Below are 16,694 nucleotides of genomic sequence, written 5' to 3'. Positions count from 1 at the left end.
GGGCCCTTTTCGCGTCAGCCCATCAACCGCGTCATCAAGGCTGCCGTGGACGGATCCAGGTCCGCCGAGGGGCCGCCCGCGTCCACGTCCTTCAGGATCGCCTTGGCCAGGACCTTGCCCAGTTCGACGCCCCACTGGTCGAAGCTGTTGATGTCCCAGATCACCCCCTCGACGAAGGTCTTGTGCTCATACAGGGCCAGCAGCGCGCCTAGGGTTTCGGGCGTCAGGCGGTCCATCAGGATGGCCGTCGATGGACGATTGCCGGTGAAGGTGCGGTGGGACGCCAGGCGCGTCGCCTCCTCCTCCGACAATCCTTGCGCCAACCCCTCGGCCTTGGCGGCCTCTGTCGTCTTCCCCAGCATCAGGGCCTGGCCTTGGGCCAAGGCGTTGGACCACAAAGGCGCTTCTGGCGGCGACTCCGGCGCGTCCGCGTGAGTCTTGGCCACGATCACAAACTCGGCCGGGACGGTCTGCGGTCCCTGGTGGATCTGCTGGAAGAAGGCGTGCTGTCCGTTGGTGCCCGGCTCGCCGAAGACGACGGGGCAGGTCTGGCGCGTCACCGGCGTACCGTCGCGATGCACCCGCTTGCCGTTCGACTCCATCTCCAGCTGCTGCAGGAAGGACGGCAGGCGACGCAGGGCGTGGGCGTAGGGCGCCACCGTACGCGCCGGCCGGTTCAGGCCATCGACGTTGAACACCTGGGCCAGGGCCAGCAGAACCGGGGCGTTCCGCTCCAGCGGGGCCGAAACGAAATGCTCGTCCATGGCCGCCGCCCCGGCCAGCATCTGTTCGAACACGTCCCAGCCCAGGGCGATGCCGCACGACAGGCTGACCGCCGACCACAGCGAATACCGCCCGCCGACCCAGTCCCGGAAGGCGAAGGTGCGACCGCAGCCGAAGGCCGCCGCCTTCTCCGGCGCCGCCGTCACCCCGATGAAGTGTTTCGTCATCCCCTCGGCCGGCAGCGACGCCGCCAGCCAGGCCTTCGCCGCCTCGGCGTTGGCCAGGGTTTCCTGCGTCGTAAAGGTCTTGGACACGACCACCACCAGGGTGGTTTCGGGGTTCAGGCCCGTTAGCGCCTCGGCCATATCGCGCGGATCGATACTGGCGACGAAGCGCAGGTCGATGGCCGGGTCCAGCGGGCGCAGCGCATCCCAGACCACGCGCGGCCCCAAGTCTGACCCGCCGATGCCGACATGAACGATCGCCTCGAACGTCTTGCCCGTCGCGCCCGCCTCGGCGCCCGACCGCACCGCATCGGCATAGGCCTTCATGTCCGCCCGCACGGCGTCCACCTCGGCCGAGACCGGCTCGCCCAAGGCCTTGAAGTCGGCGCCCGGCGCGGCGCGCAGGGCCGGGTGTAGCACCGCCCGCCCTTCCGTCAGATTGACGGCCTCGCCGGCGAACAGGGCCGCGCGGCGCCCTTCGACGTCGCTGGCGCGCGCCAGGTCCAGACAGGCGTCGAAGGCGGCCTTGGTCCAGCTCTGTTTCGACAGGTCCAGATAGAGCCCCGCCGCCTCGACCGACATCCGCGCCAGCCGGTCGGGATCGGCGGCGAACTGGTCCACGATCCGCGCGGAGGCGGCCTCGGCGGCGGCTTGGTCGAAGGCGGTCCAGGCGGCGTCGCGGGTCATCGTCGTCTCCATCGGGAATGACAGGGTAAACACTCGTTTACGGCTGGGGCGTATTCAGGTTCAACGTCCCAGCGGACGCTGAAACAGGAAGTCACCTCCATGTCCTGCGGCCTTGCTCTCACGATCGCCCTGGCGATGTCCAATCCCTCGGTGGCCTTGGCCGCCGAACAGCCGGCCGCCGCGCCCGGCGCGCCGGTCTCGGTGGCGGGCGAGCCGCTGTTCGCCGACATCATCTCGCGCTCGACCAGCCTGAAGGCCGTGGTCGACGGCTGGGCCGCCGCCAAGGCCGCCGACGACGCCGCCTTCTTCACCAGCCAGGCCTTCACCGGCTTCAAGGCCCAGGCCGAACAGTTGGCCGCCCTGGACATGCAGGGCCACCTGATCCTGAAGGAACGCGGCACCGACGGCGATCTGAAATGCATCCTGCGCGGCATTTCCGAGGACATGCCCAAGAAGGTTCAGGCCGTTCAGGCCGCCGCTAACCCGGCCGAACGCGCCACAGCCCTGTCGGAACTGTCCTATCTGCTGAACGACAACGTCGAAGTCATCACCGCCCCGCCTAAGCCGGAAGTCTGACGCCTTCTAAAGGGCGGCCAGCGCCTCCAGCACGCCCTTGCCGTAGCGATCCAGCTTCGACTGACCGACGCCGGAAATGGCGCCCAGACTGTTCAGGTCGCCCGGTTCGGCGTGGGCGATCTCCAGCAGCGTCCGGTCCTGGAAGATGACATAGGGCGGGACGTGCTGTTCCGAGGCGCGGTCGCGGCGCCAGGCGCGCAAGGCCTCGAACCGGGCGCGGACGTCCGCGTCCATCGTCTCCAGCGCCGCATTGCGCCCTTCGCCCGATCGGTCACGACGACGCGGGGCGGTATCGGCCCTCAGAGGCGCGCGACGCACCTCGATCTGGCGCTCGCCGCGATAGACGGCGCGCACCGCTTCGGGATCGCCCAGCCCGACCAGCGGCTTGCCGTCGTTGGGATCCTCAGCCAGCAGACCTTCGAACAGCAGGTGATCGACGATCTCGCGCCAGCTGTTCAGCGAAATCTCGCGCCCGATGCCCCAGGTGGACAGTTGCTGCTCCCACGGCTGCACGTCCTTGGTGCGGGCGGTCAGGTGATCGACGACGCGATTGCGCCCGAACCGGCCGCCCAGCCGCTGCACCGCCGCCAACGCCTTCTGGGCCGGGACGGTCGCGTCATAGAGCTGAGGCGGGTCGCCGCAGATGTCGCAGACGCCGCAAGGCTGAGCGTCATGCTCGCCGAAATATCGCCGCACGGCCTGGGCCCGACAGACCGCGCCGTCCAGCATGGCGAACAGCTGGCGGGTCTTCCTGACCTGGACCTGTTTGACCTCCTCGGCCATCGGGCGGCTGTCCAGCCGACGCAAGGACCAGGCGATGTCGGACGGCCCATACAGGGTGATGCCCTCGGCCGGCTCGCCGTCGCGCCCGCCCCGGCCGATCTCCTGCCAATAGGCCTCCAGACTGCCCGGCGGATCGGCGTGGATGACGAAGCGCACGTCGGCCTTGTCGACGCCCATGCCGAAGGCGATGGTCGCGACCATGACGGCGCCCTCCTCGGCCAGGAAGCGTTCCAGCCGGCGGTCGCGCTCCTTCGTGTCCATGCCGGCGTGATAGGCGATGGCGTTGGTCCCGGCGTCGCGCAGGGCCTGGGCCACGCGGTCGCAGCCGTCGCGGCTGCCGCAATAGACGACGCCCGACTTGCCCCGCCGTTCGCGCACCAGTTCGATGACGCGGGCGTCGGTCTTGGCCCGAGAGGCGCTCTCCTTGCGCTCGGCCGAAAGTTGCAGGTTCGGACGCGCGAAACTGTCGACGAAGACCGTCGCCTCTTCCAGCCGCAGCGAGCGCAGGATGTCGTCGCGGGTGCGGGCGTCGGCGGTGGCGGTGACGGCGATGCGGGGCACGTCGGGAAACCGCTCGGCCAGCAGGCCCAAGTTTCGATAATCGGGGCGGAAGTCGTGACCCCATTGCGAAACGCAGTGCGCCTCGTCGATGGCGATCAGGCTCAGCGGCAGTTCCGCCAGCCGGTCCATCATGGCGCCCGCCGCCAGGCCTTCCGGCGACACATAGAGCAGGTCCAGCCCCCCCGACCGCGCCGCCGCCCAGATGGCCGAACGCTCGTCCAGCGACACGCCGGAATCCAGCCGCGCCGCCGCGACGCCCTGCTGCTTCAGCGCCTCGACCTGATCGGTCATCAGGGCGATCAGCGGCGACACCACCAGCCCCAGTCCGGGGCGCAAGATGGCGGGGATCTGATAGCAGACGCTCTTGCCGCCGCCGGTCGGCAGGACCGCCAGCACATCACCGCCCGACAGGATCTGCTCGACCACCTGCCCTTGCAGCCCCCGGAAGTCGGCGTGCCCCCAGACGCGCGCCAACAACGCCCGCGCGTCGTTCAGGTCAGGCGTATCGGTCGAGGAAAACTGGGGGCGCGTGGCCGGCATCCTTAAGCTGTGCACTCTTTGTTCCCGAACAGAAGACGCCGCCGGCCGCGATGGCGACCGGCGACGACGTCATAGGGGATGGTTTTAGTGGGCGGGCGCTTCGGCGAACTGGCCGCCGACGCGGTAGCGCCACAGATAGGACGGGGCGATCGCCGCCATGCCGGCCGGATGGTCGATGCCCAGATCGCTGAGGCCGAGCGCATCGGCGGCGACCACATTGTCCTTCTCCAGCATCAGCACCTGATCGTGCGTCAGCGGCGGGGTCAGGCCGACGAACCGGCTCAGTTGCAGCAGCGAACCCAGGGGCTTGGCGACGATGAAGGGCACCGAAACCAGCATCCGGTCGCGGCCCGTCTCACGACGCACCAGCTCCAGCACCTCGCGGAAGGTGTAGAGGCTCGGCCCGCCCAGTTCATAGGTGCGGCCGGCGGCGTCCGCGCGGGTCACGCCGCGCGCGATGGCCTCGGCGACATCGCCGACATAGACCGGCTGGAACCGGGTTTCGCCGCCGCCGATCAGCGGCAGGGCCGGCGCCATCGTCGCCATGGCGGCGAAGCGATTGAGGAAGCCGTCGCCCGCGCCGAACACCAGCGACGGACGCAGGATCACCGCGTCCGGATAGACGTCGCGAACGGCCGCCTCGGCCTGGGCCTTGGTGCGACCATAGGCCGAAGGGCTGGCGGCGTCGGCGCCGATGGCCGAGATCTGGACCAGGCGCTCAACGCCCGCCGCCTTGGCGGCCTCGGCGATGGTCTTGGCCGCCTCGGTGTGAACGGCGTCGAAGCCGCGCTTGCCGCCTGCGTCATGCAGGACGCCGACCAGATTGACGACGGCGTCCGCGCCGCGCACGGCCTGCGCCACGTCCGCGGGGTTGGTGATGTCGCAGCGCATGAACTGGATCTGCCCGGGATCGCCCAGCGGCTGGATTTCGATCGCCAGGACCGGGTTGCGCACGGCGACCCGAATGCGCCAGCCGCGACGCGCCAGGGCGCGCACCGCCTGCGACCCGATAAAGCCCGAACCTCCGAAGAGGGTCACGACGCCGGGGGCGAGGTCAGCCATGGGGAAAGCTCCAGTCGAAATCCGTTTCGGCGGGATAGACGATAGGGCGCCGCACCGCAACGCGGGCCTTCACGGTCACGCTGGCGTTCGACGCGCGGCCGCCCATCTGAGGCGGATGAAGCTTTTCACCATTGGCTACGAGGGCGCGACCCAGGCCGACGTCATCGCGCGGCTGAAGACGGCCGGCGTGCAGACCCTGGTCGATGTCCGTGCGGTCGCCGCATCCCGCCGCGCCGGCTTTTCCAAGACGATCCTGGGCGAGAGCCTGAAGGCCGAAGGGATCGACTATGTCCACCTGCGCGGGCTGGGCACGCCCAAGGCCGGACGTGACGCGGCGCGCAAGGGCCGCGTGGACGAGATGCGCGCCATCTTCGCCGATCACCTGGCCGAGCCCCAGGCGCAGATCGAGTACGAGCGGCTGAAGGCGCTGGCGGCCGACAAACCCGTCGCCCTGCTGTGCTTCGAGGCCGACCACGCCGGCTGCCACCGCGCCGTCCTGGCGGAACGACTTGCGGAGGAAACCGGCGTGGCGGTCGTGGACCTCTAGCCTTACGGCCGTCCGACCAACTGATCGACCGAACCGCTGGTGACCGGGTGATAGAGCGGCCGAGCCTCGGCGTAGATGCGCCGCGCGTTGCCACGACCCCAGTCGCCCTCGTTCCACAGGGTCTGGAACAGCGGCAGGACGAACTTGCGACGGCCCTGGCTGGTCAGGAACTTCTCGGCCGTGGCGACCGACGGCTGATAGCGATGGGCCAGGGCGATCTGCAGCCAGGCGAAGGTCAGTTCGGCGTTGCCTTCGTTCGCCAGGTTCAGCGTGCGCTCCAGATCGGCCAGCTGCGCGTCCGTCAGCCAGTCGGCGCCTGTCCGCAGACCCTCGGGACGCCAGCCCAGGAAGCGCTGGCGCTGCTGGGTGTTCCAGTCCGCCCACGGAATGGCCGAGGCCGGTCCCTTGTCCTTGAAGAAGGCGACGGCGGCCGCATCCACCGGCTCGAAGGCATGGGACACCGGCGCCACGGTGTTGGACGGCAGGCCGGGCTGATAGACCCAGGCGTCCATCTGCAGCTGACTTTCCAGCGCCGCGTCGCCCTTGATCAGGTTGTCGCGGATGTCTTGCAGGAACATGGCCGTGGTCATCGGGCGATAGGCGTTGCGATCGAAATAGCCGCGCAGCCACGCGTCGAACCGATCCCGTCCGACGGTGCGTTCGATGGTCCGCAGGAACAGGGCGCCCTTCTCGTAGGCGATGTCGTTCATGCCGTCGTCGGGATCGCGGCCCTTCAGGTCCAGATGCAGGCGGGTGTCCGCCGCCGGCAGGGACTTCAGCGTGTCCTGAAGGCTGTCCCAGCCCAGCACCTGCTCCTGCATGGCGCGGTCATGGCCATAGACCGACTCCATGATCCGGTTCTCGAAATAGACGGTGAAGCCCTCGTTCAGCCAGAAGTCGTTCCAGGTCGCATTGGTGACCAGATTGCCCGACCAGGAGTGCGCCAGTTCGTGCGCGACCAGCGACACCAGCGAGCGATCGCCGGCGATGATGGTCGGGGTGGCGAAGGTCAGCTTCGGGTTTTCCATCCCGCCGAACGGAAAGGACGGCGGCAGGACCAAGAGGTCGTAGCGGCCCCAGCGATAGGGGCCATACAGCTTCTCGGCCGCCGTCACCATCTGGGCGGTCGGCTCCAGCTCCCATTGGGCGGCGCGCAGGCGGCTGGGCTCGGTCCAGACCCCGGTGCGGCCGTCGAACGGTGCAAAGGCGATGTCGCCAACGCCCAGCGCGATCAGATAGGGCGGGATCGGATTGTCCATCCGGAATCGCCAGGTCTTCATCCCGTTTGCGGCCCGCTCGCCGATCGGCGTCAGGTGATCGGCGCTCATGACCACGGTCAGGTCTTCGGGTGCGGTGATGCGGGCCGAATAGGTCTGACGGATGCCGGGGCTGTCCTGGGTCGGCACCCAGGTGCGGGTCAGGATCGCCTGTCCCTGGCTGAACAGATAGGGCTTCTGTCCGCCGGCCGTCTGGCTGGGGTTCAGCCATTGCAGCGCCGCTGCGTTCGGGCGGGTGGAATAGCGGATGGTGATCTTGCGCCGCTCATCGGCGGCGAAGGCCGGGACATAGACTGTCAGCGGCTGGCCCAGGACGGCGTCGTTGTCGCCCACCACATAGCGCAGCGGCTGGCCCGCCGCGTCGCGCACGTCCTGAATGTCCAGATCGCGGATATCCAGCACGATCTCGTTGGCGCCCGGGATCGCCAGGATGTCCAGGGTCGCCGTGCCCGCCAGGGTCTTGGCGTTGAAGTCGGCGGTCAGGTCCAGGGCCACATCCACGACGCGGGCGATCTCGGGCCGGGCGTGGGTGTGGACGTCCACCGCTTCGGGACCGGGCGCCGGGGCGATGGCGGGCGGGGTCATGGCCGACCCTCCCGTCGTGGTGGAGCAGGCGCTCAGACCCATGGCGGCGGCCAGGGCGAGGGCGGAGACGAGACCGAGCGCTTTGCGCGTCATCGAGGTTTTCCTGGGCTGATCTTGACGATTGGCCCGGAGAACGCGCGGAAACGCGAAAAAGATCAAGCCTTGGCGGCGACCGGCGCGTGATGGGCCCGGAACAGCCGTCCCCGTTCGGCGAACAGCACCCAGCCCAAGGCGACCAAGCCAAAGACAGTGAAGCCGACCGACATCGGAATGGTCGTGCCGTTGAACTGCTGGCCCACCGCAAAGCCCAAGAGAGAGCCGACGATGGTGGAGATGAACCCCTGGATTGAGGCCGCCGTGCCCGCGATCTTGCCCATCGTCTCCATGGCCATCGATCCGAAATTGCCCGCGATTAGGCCGAAACAGAACATGGTCAGGGTCTGCAGCACCGCAAAGGTCCAGATCGACTCAAGACCGCTGATCGCCACCACCGCATGGATGGCCGCGATGCTGGTGAAGCCGATCAGGGCCGTGTGCGAAATCTTGCGCGACCCCAACTTCACCACCAGCCGCGCATTGACGATGGAGGCCACGGCGATGCCGCCCGCGATCAGGGCGAAGATGGCCGGGAACGCCGCCTCGGCGTGAAAGACGTCGGCGAAGATCTGCTGCGACGAGTTGATGAAACCGAACAGGGCCCCGGTGATCGCCGTCATGGCCAGGGTGTAGCCGACGGCCGTGCGATCGGTCAGGGCGATCTTGTAGGCCGAGACCAGCCGCTTGACCTGGATCGGCAGGCGATCCTCGGGCTTCAGCGTCTCGGGCAGACGCAACGACGCCCAGACGATCAGGCCGACCCCGATCAGGCCCAGCCCGGCGAAGATCCAGCGCCACGGCCCGACCAGCATGATCATCTGACCCAGCGACGGCGCCAGGATCGGCACGCCCAGGAAGACCAGGAAGCTGAAGGACATGACCCGCGCCATGGTGCGCCCTTCGTACCGATCGCGCACGATGGAGACGGCCAGCACGCGGGTGCAGGCGCTGCCCAGACCCTGACCGACGCGGGCCATGATCAGCGTCTCGAAGGTCGGCGCCAGGGTCGCCAGCAGGCTGAACATCACATAGACGCCGACGCCGAACAGCAGGACGGGTTTCCGGCCGAACCGATCCGCCAACGGACCGTAGAACAGCTGCGCCCCGCCGAAGCCCAGCAGATAGGCCGTCACTACCCATTGCCGATCGTTGTCGGTCGCCACGTTCAGGTCGGCGCCGATGTGCGGCAAGGCCGGCAGCATGGAATCGATCGCCAGCGCATTCAGCGCCATCATCAGGGCGATGAGACAGACGAACTCGACGAAGCCGAGCTCCTTCTTGGCGGACGCTGACGCAAGGGAAGAAGACATCCGGGCCAGATGCCCCGTCACGCCCCAATCCGCAACCGCACGCCCGTCATAAATTGCTGCAATGCAGCGAAATCGGGTTTGAACGGCCGGCGCCTCGCCAAAGCCGCGAAGCTTCGCTAGAGGAAGTCATGACAGAACAGATGACAGCACAGGCGGCGCTGGACCGCCTCGAAACCCTCTACACCCAATCCGTGACCAACCTGCGCGACGCCGTGCGGGATTTCGTCAATACCGGCGCGCGGCCCGATCCCGTCAAACGCGCCGAAGGGGTGTTCGCCTATCCCGAACTGCGCATTCGCTGGGACGGGGATCGCCCCCAGGACCTGGAGCCGCGCGCCTACGCCCGGCTGTCGAGACAGGGCAGCTATTCGACCACGGTCACGCGGCCGGACCTTTTCCGCCCCTATCTGACCGAACAGCTGGGCCTGCTGGAGCAGGAATATAATGCGACCTTCGAGGTCGGCGTCTCGCGCCAAGAAATCCCCTTCCCCTATGTGACCGACGGGCTGGAGGTCGCGCTGGACCGGTCGATGACGGCGGCCCTGGCGCGCTGGTTCCCCACCACGGACCTGGCCCATATCGGCGACGAGATCGCCGACGGCCTGTTCGAAATGGGCGGCGACTTCCCCCTGTCGCACTTCGACGGCCTGCGGACCGACTTCTCGCTGGCGCGGCTGAAACACTACACCGGCACGCCGGTGGACGACGTTCAGTCCTATGTCCTGTTCACCAACTACAATCGCTACGTCGACGAGTTCGTGCGCTGGGCCATCGAGCAGCTTCGGACGCCCGGCTCGCCGTATCAGACCCTGTCCTGCGCCGGCGGTGTGGTGATCACGCGCGACACGCCCAACCCCGAGGCGGCGATCAGCGATACGGCCTGGAAGAAGCACCAGATGCCGGCCTACCACCTGACCGCGCCGGGCCATAAGGGCGTGACCCTGGTCAATATCGGCGTCGGCCCGTCCAACGCCAAGACGATCACGGATCACCTGGCGGTCACCCGTCCGCACGTCTGGCTGATGATCGGTCACTGCGGCGGCCTGCGCGCCAGCCAGACCATCGGCGACTACGTCCTGGCCCACGCCTATCTGCGCGACGATCACGTGCTGGACGCGGTGCTGCCGCCCGACATTCCGATCCCATCCATCGCCGAGGTCCAGCGCGCGCTCTATGACGCCACCAAGTCTGTCAGCGGCATGCCGGGCGACGAGGTCAAGCTGCGCCTGCGCACCGGCACGGTCGTCACCACCGACGACCGGAACTGGGAGCTGCGCTATTCCAAGTCGGCCCTGCGCTTCAACCAGAGCCGCGCCGTCGCCATCGACATGGAAAGCGCCACCATCGCGGCCCAGGGCTATCGCTTCCGCGTGCCCTACGGGACGCTGCTTTGCGTTTCGGACAAGCCGCTGCACGGCGAGATCAAACTGCCGGGTCAGGCCAACCGCTTCTACGAAGGCTCGATCTCCGAACACTTGCAGATCGGCATCCAGGCGGTCGATCTGATGCGCAGCGAAGGCTCCAAGCTGCACTCGCGCAAACTGCGCGCCTTCGACGAGCCGCCGTTCCGTTGATCCCAACCGTCTCCTCCCCACAGCGTGGGGAGGGGGACCGCGGAGCGGTGGAGGGGTTTTGAAAGCCCACCGGCTCCAGGAGCCAGAAAAGAACCCCTCCGTCTCTCCGCTACGCTTCGAGCCACCTCCCCATGAGATGGGGAGGAGACAGGATCAGACCACCGCCTTCTCCAGTTCGCCCGGCTTGTCCGGCCGGGGGGCGGTGGCGGCCTTGCGGGTGTCCTGACGGCGCGGCAGTCGCCACACCTGGTGCGAGCGATAGCTGGTCCCGTCCCAAGCCAGGGCCGTCACGGTGATGGTCTTGGCGTCCCAGTCGATCTGGTTGAAGCCGGGCGGCGCGCCGCGCTCGCGGTGCGACAGCGTCCCGCAGCCGACGGCGTAGGAGCAGCGATCCGCCAGCGGGATCGGCATGGCGAACGGCACATGGACGTGGCCGGTCATGATCAGATCGACCCCCGCTTCGGCGAAGATCAGCGCCGCCTCGTCGCCGCGCTTGACGTCGCCGGTCATCGGCGTGCCCACCATCTCGATCAGCGGATGATGGCAGGCCAGGATTCGCAGCGCGCCGATCGGCGCCTGACGCAGGGCCTCGGCTGCACGCCGCGTCTGATCCAGATCGATGACGCCCTTCGACCAGTTGGGCCGCGCCTGCCAGCCGCGCGCGGTGACGACGCCGCGCACCATGACCGCATCGCTGCGGAACTGGCCGTCGTGAGCCGGAAAGCCGGTCGCCGTCTCGAACGCCCGCCAGGGATGGAAAACCCGCGCGATGGCGTCCCAATAGGGCACGTCATGATTGCCGACGATGACGAAGCGCGGCTCGGGCATGGCCCGCATCCATTCGCCCGCGGCCGTGAACTCGTCGGGAAACCCCTTCTGGGTGATGTCGCCGGTAATCAGCACCAGATCGTTCGGCGTGGCGTGGGCGTATTCCAGAGCGGCGGCGCAGGCGCGTTTGTGCTCGCAGCCGAAATGGACGTCGGAGAACTGAAGAACGCGGCCCACTAGACGCTGTCCTCGGCCGAGGGCGGCTTGGGCGCCAGCGCCTTGAAGGCCTTGGGCACGAAACGGATCACGGCCTCGGGCTTGAGCAGCAGCGGCTCGCCGTCGATCACGGCCGGGATCTTGGATCGCGCGCGCACCTCGATCCGTTTCGCCGGGCGGGTCGAGACGGCCGGATCCTGGCGCCAATCGCTGAACAGCGCCGTCGCGGCCAGGCGGAAGGCCTGGGTCGTGTCGCTGGGGTCCATGGCCGCAGCTTCCAGGCCGATTGGGTCCTCCATCGCCTTGGAGATCATAGGGCTGATCAGCACCAGCGCCTCGGTCCGGCGTCTCTCGCCGCCGTCGAGAGTGAAGCGCAGACGCCCCGAGAAGGCGCGTTTCAGGGCGCGACGGCCGTACTGCCAGGCCAGTTTGATCTTGCCGGTCCGCATCGCCTCGCGCGCCGGGGCCCACAGGGCGGGCGAACCGAGAATGGCGGCGCAGTAGAAATATTCGCCCTGAACCTCGCCGCCCGAAACGGCTTGGGGCTCGCCCTCCTCCAGCGCCCGCTTCAGGGCCAGCTTCCAGTCGGCGGTGCCATACAGCGCCTTGGGCAACATGTTCATCGTACCGCCGGGCAGGGGCGCGATCATCGGACCGTCAGGCTTGGCCTTCGACGCCACCGAGCGCGCCGTGCCGTCGCCGGCCAGAACGAAGATCACGTCCGGCTTGGCGGCGAAGGCGTCGGCGATGATCTGGTCGAAGTTGCCCCCTTCAAACGACACGACCTCGGCCTTCAGGTCATACTGCCCCAACAGGGCTTCGGCCTCGCCGGCGGCGCGTGGCCCCACGCTTCCGGACAGCGGATTGACCAGCATCACGGCGTGCCGGATCTGGGCATGGGGCGTCAACGCAGTTTTGTCGTCTGCATCGGAGGGGGGTTGGGCGACATCGGTCATGGCGGCCGAACGCCCCGCAGGCGCCGTCGTTCCGCCCAAGCGTCACCATAGTTGCGGATGCAGTCTGCCGACGCGGAACCTATGCCGCGAGGACACGTTTGCTGCCCACAGGGGCCAACACCCAGGGACAAAGGAATTCATCATGAAAAAGGCGATTATCGCGATTGCCGGCGCCGGCCTGCTGGCTTCGGCCTGCGCCAGCGACCCGTACGGCTATAACAACGGCTCGAACGAAACCGTCCGCCAAGGCGCCATCGGCGCCGGCCTGGGCGCCGTCGCTGGCGCCATCATTGGCAACAACGTCGGCGGCGGCAACGCTGCGACCGGCGCCCTGATCGGCGGCGCCCTGGGCGGCACGGCCGGCGCCATCCGCGGCTCCAACCAGGACCGCAACAACCAACAGCGCTACCGCGACAATCAAGGCCGCTACTACTACTGCTACGATAATCGCCAGGACGAGTGCTACTGGGACAACGGCCAGCGCCGTTATTGATCAGTGATCAAATGCCGGTCGCGAAGGTCCGCGACCGGCGCTAGGTTAAAGAGGCGGCCTGTCGGACGACGGGCCGCCTCTTTTGCGTAATGGGCCGGCCGAGCCGGAGGAGGGCTGAGATGAAGCGATTGATGGGTCTGGCTGTGGCGGCCGTGGGTGTGCTGGCGGCGTGCGCGCCGATGCCCAAGCGCGAGGCGCTGGTGGTGGGCGAATCGCTGTGCGCGCCGGGGCGTTTCGATATCTACTTCCTGGAGAATCAGGCGCGACTGACCGAGCCGGCGGCGATGGTGCTGAAGGCGGCGGCCACGAAGGCCAAGGATTGCGACGTGCGCAAGGTGCGCGTGGTTGGCCTGGCCGACGCCACGGGAACGCCCGAAGCCAATCTGAACCTGTCGCAGCGGCGCGCGCGGACGGTGGTCGAGGCGCTGACCCAAGCGGGCATGCCGGCGCCGATCTTCGAGCTGAACGCCGCAGGCGACGCGGGTGCCACGACCGCAGCCGGCAATGACGAACCGCTGCGTCGCCGCGCGGAAGTGATCTACGAGGCCTATCCGCGCTGATCGACGCGGGGGCGGGCGCAGCGATGGCGCGGGGACGCGTGACGCATTAGGTTGCGGCGCTCCCCTCGCCTGCCGGAACACGCGTTTGCGCCTCTTCGCTCTTCTCCTCGGCCTGCTGTTCAGTTTGACGGGCGTTTCGGCGACCGTCGCCCAGCCGGTGCAGAGCCAGCCCACGGGCGTCGTCGCCTTCGGACCGCAGCGGACCGAGCGGATCGAGGCCGAACTGGTCCCGATGTCGCAATGGGTCGCGCCCGGTTCGACGACCGTGGTGGCGGTGCGCCAGAAGATCGCGCCCGACTGGCACACCTATTGGCGCAATCCCGGCGACAGCGGCGGCGCGACCAGCCTGATCTGGACCCTGCCCGCCGGGGTAACCGCCGATCCGATCCTGTGGCCCCTGCCCAGCCGCCAGCGGCTGATGAGCCTGATGAACTATGGCTATTCGGGCGCGGTGCTCTTGCCCGTGCCGATCCATGTGCCGCCGACGGCGCGGCCGGGCGAAGTGCTGACTCTGACGACGGATGTGCTGTTTCTGGTGTGCAGCGATCAGATGTGCGTGCCCGAGCCGATGACCCTGTCGCTGGCCCTGCCGGTGCGCGAGGGCGCAGCGCCCCTGGCCAAACCTTGGGGTGAAGAGATCGAGCGGCTGGTCGAAACCGCGCCGCGACCGGCCGGGATCGAGGCGCGCGTCACGCGTCAGGGCGGCCAGCTGATCCTGACCGCCACCGGCGGGCCGCTATCTGGCGACCAGGCGGGCGCCGACATCAGCCAAGTCTATTTCTATCCTTTCGACGGCGGGCGGATCGACCATGCGGCGGCCCAGTCGGGCCAGCGGGGGCCCAATGGCCTGACGCTGACGCTGACGGCCGGCAAGGATGCAGCGCAGACGGCGCTGACCGGCGTCCTGGCGACTGACAAGGGCGCGTGGGAGATCACGGCGGAGCCGGGCGCGCCTCTGGCGGGCGCCCAAGGCGGCGCGGCGCTCAAGCCGCTGGACGACGCCACAAAGACTCTGGCGAAGACCGGCGCTCTGGTCTTCCTTCAGGCCCTGGGCCTGGCGCTGCTGGGCGGGCTGGTGCTGAACCTGATGCCGTGCGTCTTCCCGGTTCTGGCGATGAAGGCGGCGTCGCTGTCGGCGGCGGCGCATGATCCGGCGCGGGCGCGGCGCGACGGCCTGGCCTTCACCGCCGGGGTGCTGGTCAGTTTTCTGGTTCTGGCCGGCGTTCTGCTGGCGCTGAGGGCGGCGGGTCAGGCGATCGGCTGGGGCTTCCAGCTCCAGTCGCCGGGCGTGGTCGCGGCCCTGGCCCTGGTCATGCTGCTGGTCGGGTTGAACCTGTCAGGCGTCTTCCATGTCGGCGCCGGATTGCAGAACGCGGGGTCCGGCCCCCTGTCGCGCCTGCCCGGTTCGGCGGGCGCCTTCTTCACCGGCGTTCTGGCCGTGGTCGTCGCCGCGCCCTGCACCGCGCCCTTCATGGCCGTGGCGCTCGGCGCGGCCCTGGTCCTGGCCTGGCCGATGGCGCTGGCCGTGTTCCTGATGCTGGGGCTGGGTCTGGCCCTGCCCTATTTGGCGATCACCCTGTCGCCCGGTCTGCTGTCGCGCCTGCCACGCCCGGGCGTCTGGATGGAGCGGCTGAAGGGTCTGCTGGCCTTTCCCATGTATGGGGCGGCGCTGTGGCTGCTGTGGGTGTTCACGCGACAGGGCGGCGTCGACGCCTTGGGCCTGCTGCTGACGGCGGCGCTGCTGCTGGCCCTGGCGGCCTGGCTGACGGGTCTGGCGCAAGCGGCGCGCCAGGGTGATGAACGGCCGATCCTGACCACGATCTGCGCGATCGTCGTCGGCGTTCTGGCGCTAGGCCTGGCAGGCGTTGCGGCCGGCGCAGCGCGGGATGCGGACGCCGCGCCCCAAGGCGACAGCGGCCCGCTGGCGGCCCAGCCCTGGTCGACGGCGGCGGTGAAGGCAGCGACCGCGTCGGGGCGACCCGTGCTGGTCAATCTGACCGCCGACTGGTGCGTGACCTGCAAGATCAACGAGCGCGCCGCCCTGTCTTCGCCCCGCGTCGCCGAAGCCATGCGCAAAGCGAACGCCGCCTATCTGGTCGGCGACTGGACCCGGCGCGACGACGCCATCACGCGTGAGCTTCAGGCGCATGGGCGATCGGGCGTGCCCCTGTATCTGCTGTATCGACCGGGTCGGGCCGAGCCGGAAATCCTGCCGCAACTGCTGACCGAGGGCGTGGTCGTGGATGCGCTGAAGGATTGAGCGTCAGCTCAGGAACCGCTGCACCGCCGCCAGGAACCGCTGCGGCTGTTCGATCATCACCTGGTGCTCGGCGCCTTCGATCCGCTCGAACCTGGCGGTGCGCGCCAGGCCTTGGAATCCGTAGCGATACAGACCCTCCAGTCTGTTGCGGGGCGCGTCGGGATCGCGGGTCCAGCCATAGACGACAGTGACCGGGGCGGTGATCTGCGACAGGCGGGGCCGCAGATCGACGGTCAGGGCCTCATACAGACCCTGGGCCAGGACGCGCCGGTCGCCGCCCTGAAGCCCCAGCCCCTGGAACACCATGTCGCCGGCCAGACCCATGTCCACGCCGAAGGCCGCGACCTGGGACTTCAGCGCCTGATCGCCGAACAGGAGCAGGGCCTGATAGCCCAGCCGGGCCAGGGGCTCGACCTGATCCGATGTGGTGCGCGCGTCGATCAGGGACGGGAAGAAGGGGGAGGAATCGACCACCATGACGCGCCCGATCCGGTCGCCCATGTCGGCGGCAACGCGCAGGGCGATCTGGCCGCCCAGTGAATGGCCGATCACGGCGGGCCGGTCGATGCGCTGCTCGCGGATGTAGCGTTCGATCTCGCTGGCTGCCGGCCCGGCCAGACCGCCGCTGACATTGTCGCCGATCTGCGTCTCGCCAAAGCCGCGCAGGGTGACGAGATGCACCCGGTAGCGGTCATCCAGCCGATCCGCCGTCGAGCGCCAGGCCGAGCCGGTCGAGCCCAGGCCGGGGATGAAGATGATGTCCGGCCCCCGCCCGCGCGTCTCGACGATGATGCGGCTGGAGCTGAATGCCGAGGCCTGAGATTGCGCCTGAACGGCGACCGGGGCGAGAACGAACAGGGTCGCAAGGAGCGAGGCGAGGAGGCGGATCATCATTC

At 68.6% G+C, this 16,694-nt stretch carries 14 protein-coding genes; 6 read left to right on the top strand and 8 right to left on the bottom strand.

Going from position 1 to position 16,694, the window contains the following annotated elements:
* Positions 1-14 precede the first annotated feature (14 nt).
* Positions 15-1,634: a glucose-6-phosphate isomerase gene (gene pgi, locus A4249_RS14585; RefSeq protein WP_066555287.1), complete on the bottom strand. Its 1,620-nt coding sequence runs from the start codon at positions 1,632-1,634 to the stop codon at positions 15-17.
* Positions 1,635-1,733: 99 nt separating this feature from the next.
* Here pgi and A4249_RS14580 point away from each other — a divergent pair, with 99 nt between their 5' ends.
* Complete coding sequence (locus A4249_RS14580) at positions 1,734-2,210, top strand: hypothetical protein (RefSeq protein WP_066553936.1); 477 nt, start codon at positions 1,734-1,736, stop codon at positions 2,208-2,210.
* Positions 2,211-2,216: 6 nt separating this feature from the next.
* Here the strand turns inward: A4249_RS14580 and recQ are convergent, their stop codons facing one another.
* A complete protein-coding gene (gene recQ, locus A4249_RS14575; RefSeq protein ID WP_066553934.1) occupies positions 2,217-4,094 on the bottom strand; it encodes a DNA helicase RecQ in 1,878 nt (625 codons plus the stop codon).
* 84 nt (positions 4,095-4,178) lie between these two features.
* Positions 4,179-5,156, bottom strand: coding sequence for a complex I NDUFA9 subunit family protein (locus A4249_RS14570; RefSeq protein ID WP_066553932.1), 978 nt, complete (start codon positions 5,154-5,156; stop codon positions 4,179-4,181).
* A gap of 115 nt (positions 5,157-5,271) precedes the next feature.
* Here A4249_RS14570 and A4249_RS14565 point away from each other — a divergent pair, with 115 nt between their 5' ends.
* Entirely contained in the window at positions 5,272-5,703 is a 432-nt protein-coding gene (locus tag A4249_RS14565; RefSeq protein ID WP_066553931.1) for a DUF488 domain-containing protein, read from the top strand.
* A 2-nt stretch (positions 5,704-5,705) separates the two neighbouring features.
* On the opposite strand, the gene A4249_RS14560 is transcribed toward A4249_RS14565, so the two are convergent.
* Together A4249_RS14560 and A4249_RS14555 are read right to left on the bottom strand one after the other, a co-directional pair.
* A complete protein-coding gene (locus A4249_RS14560) occupies positions 5,706-7,658 on the bottom strand; it encodes a M1 family metallopeptidase (RefSeq protein WP_066553929.1) in 1,953 nt (650 codons plus the stop codon).
* A gap of 62 nt (positions 7,659-7,720) precedes the next feature.
* Positions 7,721-8,971, bottom strand: coding sequence for a multidrug effflux MFS transporter (locus tag A4249_RS14555; RefSeq protein ID WP_066553924.1), 1,251 nt, complete (start codon positions 8,969-8,971; stop codon positions 7,721-7,723).
* A gap of 128 nt (positions 8,972-9,099) precedes the next feature.
* Between A4249_RS14555 and A4249_RS14550 the strand changes: the two genes are divergently transcribed.
* A complete protein-coding gene (locus A4249_RS14550; protein WP_017505461.1) occupies positions 9,100-10,545 on the top strand; it encodes an AMP nucleosidase in 1,446 nt (481 codons plus the stop codon).
* Positions 10,546-10,698: 153 nt separating this feature from the next.
* Here A4249_RS14550 and A4249_RS14545 read toward each other — a convergent pair whose 3' ends face one another.
* Both A4249_RS14545 and A4249_RS14540 read right to left on the bottom strand, forming a co-directional pair.
* Positions 10,699-11,550: a metallophosphoesterase family protein gene (locus tag A4249_RS14545; protein WP_066553921.1), complete on the bottom strand. Its 852-nt coding sequence runs from the start codon at positions 11,548-11,550 to the stop codon at positions 10,699-10,701.
* Complete coding sequence (locus A4249_RS14540) at positions 11,550-12,485, bottom strand: diacylglycerol/lipid kinase family protein (RefSeq protein ID WP_082854188.1); 936 nt, start codon at positions 12,483-12,485, stop codon at positions 11,550-11,552. Before A4249_RS14540 ends, A4249_RS14545 begins: the two co-directional genes overlap by 1 nt.
* Positions 12,486-12,627: 142 nt before the next feature.
* On the opposite strand from A4249_RS14540, the gene A4249_RS14535 reads away from it, so the two are divergent.
* The 3 genes from A4249_RS14535 to A4249_RS14525 all read left to right on the top strand — a co-directional run bounded on the left by A4249_RS14535 (position 12,628) and on the right by A4249_RS14525 (position 15,798).
* Entirely contained in the window at positions 12,628-12,978 is a 351-nt protein-coding gene (locus A4249_RS14535) for a glycine zipper domain-containing protein (protein ID WP_055754593.1), read from the top strand.
* A gap of 119 nt (positions 12,979-13,097) precedes the next feature.
* A complete protein-coding gene (locus A4249_RS14530; protein WP_197458404.1) occupies positions 13,098-13,538 on the top strand; it encodes an OmpA family protein in 441 nt (146 codons plus the stop codon).
* A gap of 85 nt (positions 13,539-13,623) precedes the next feature.
* A complete protein-coding gene (locus A4249_RS14525; protein WP_231868720.1) occupies positions 13,624-15,798 on the top strand; it encodes a protein-disulfide reductase DsbD family protein in 2,175 nt (724 codons plus the stop codon).
* Between the two features lie 3 nt (positions 15,799-15,801).
* Here A4249_RS14525 and A4249_RS14520 read toward each other — a convergent pair whose 3' ends face one another.
* Positions 15,802-16,692 carry an alpha/beta fold hydrolase gene (locus tag A4249_RS14520; protein ID WP_066553918.1) on the bottom strand — a complete coding sequence of 297 codons (891 nt, stop codon included), beginning with the start codon at positions 16,690-16,692 and terminating at the stop codon, positions 15,802-15,804.
* Positions 16,693-16,694 lie beyond the last annotated feature (2 nt).

The organism is Brevundimonas sp. GW460-12-10-14-LB2, assembly GCF_001636925.1.
Taxonomy (GTDB): Bacteria; Pseudomonadota; Alphaproteobacteria; order Caulobacterales; family Caulobacteraceae; genus Brevundimonas; species Brevundimonas vesicularis.
The sequence above is the reverse complement of the archived record's forward strand: the minus strand, read 5'-3'. Positions and strand labels throughout refer to the sequence as shown.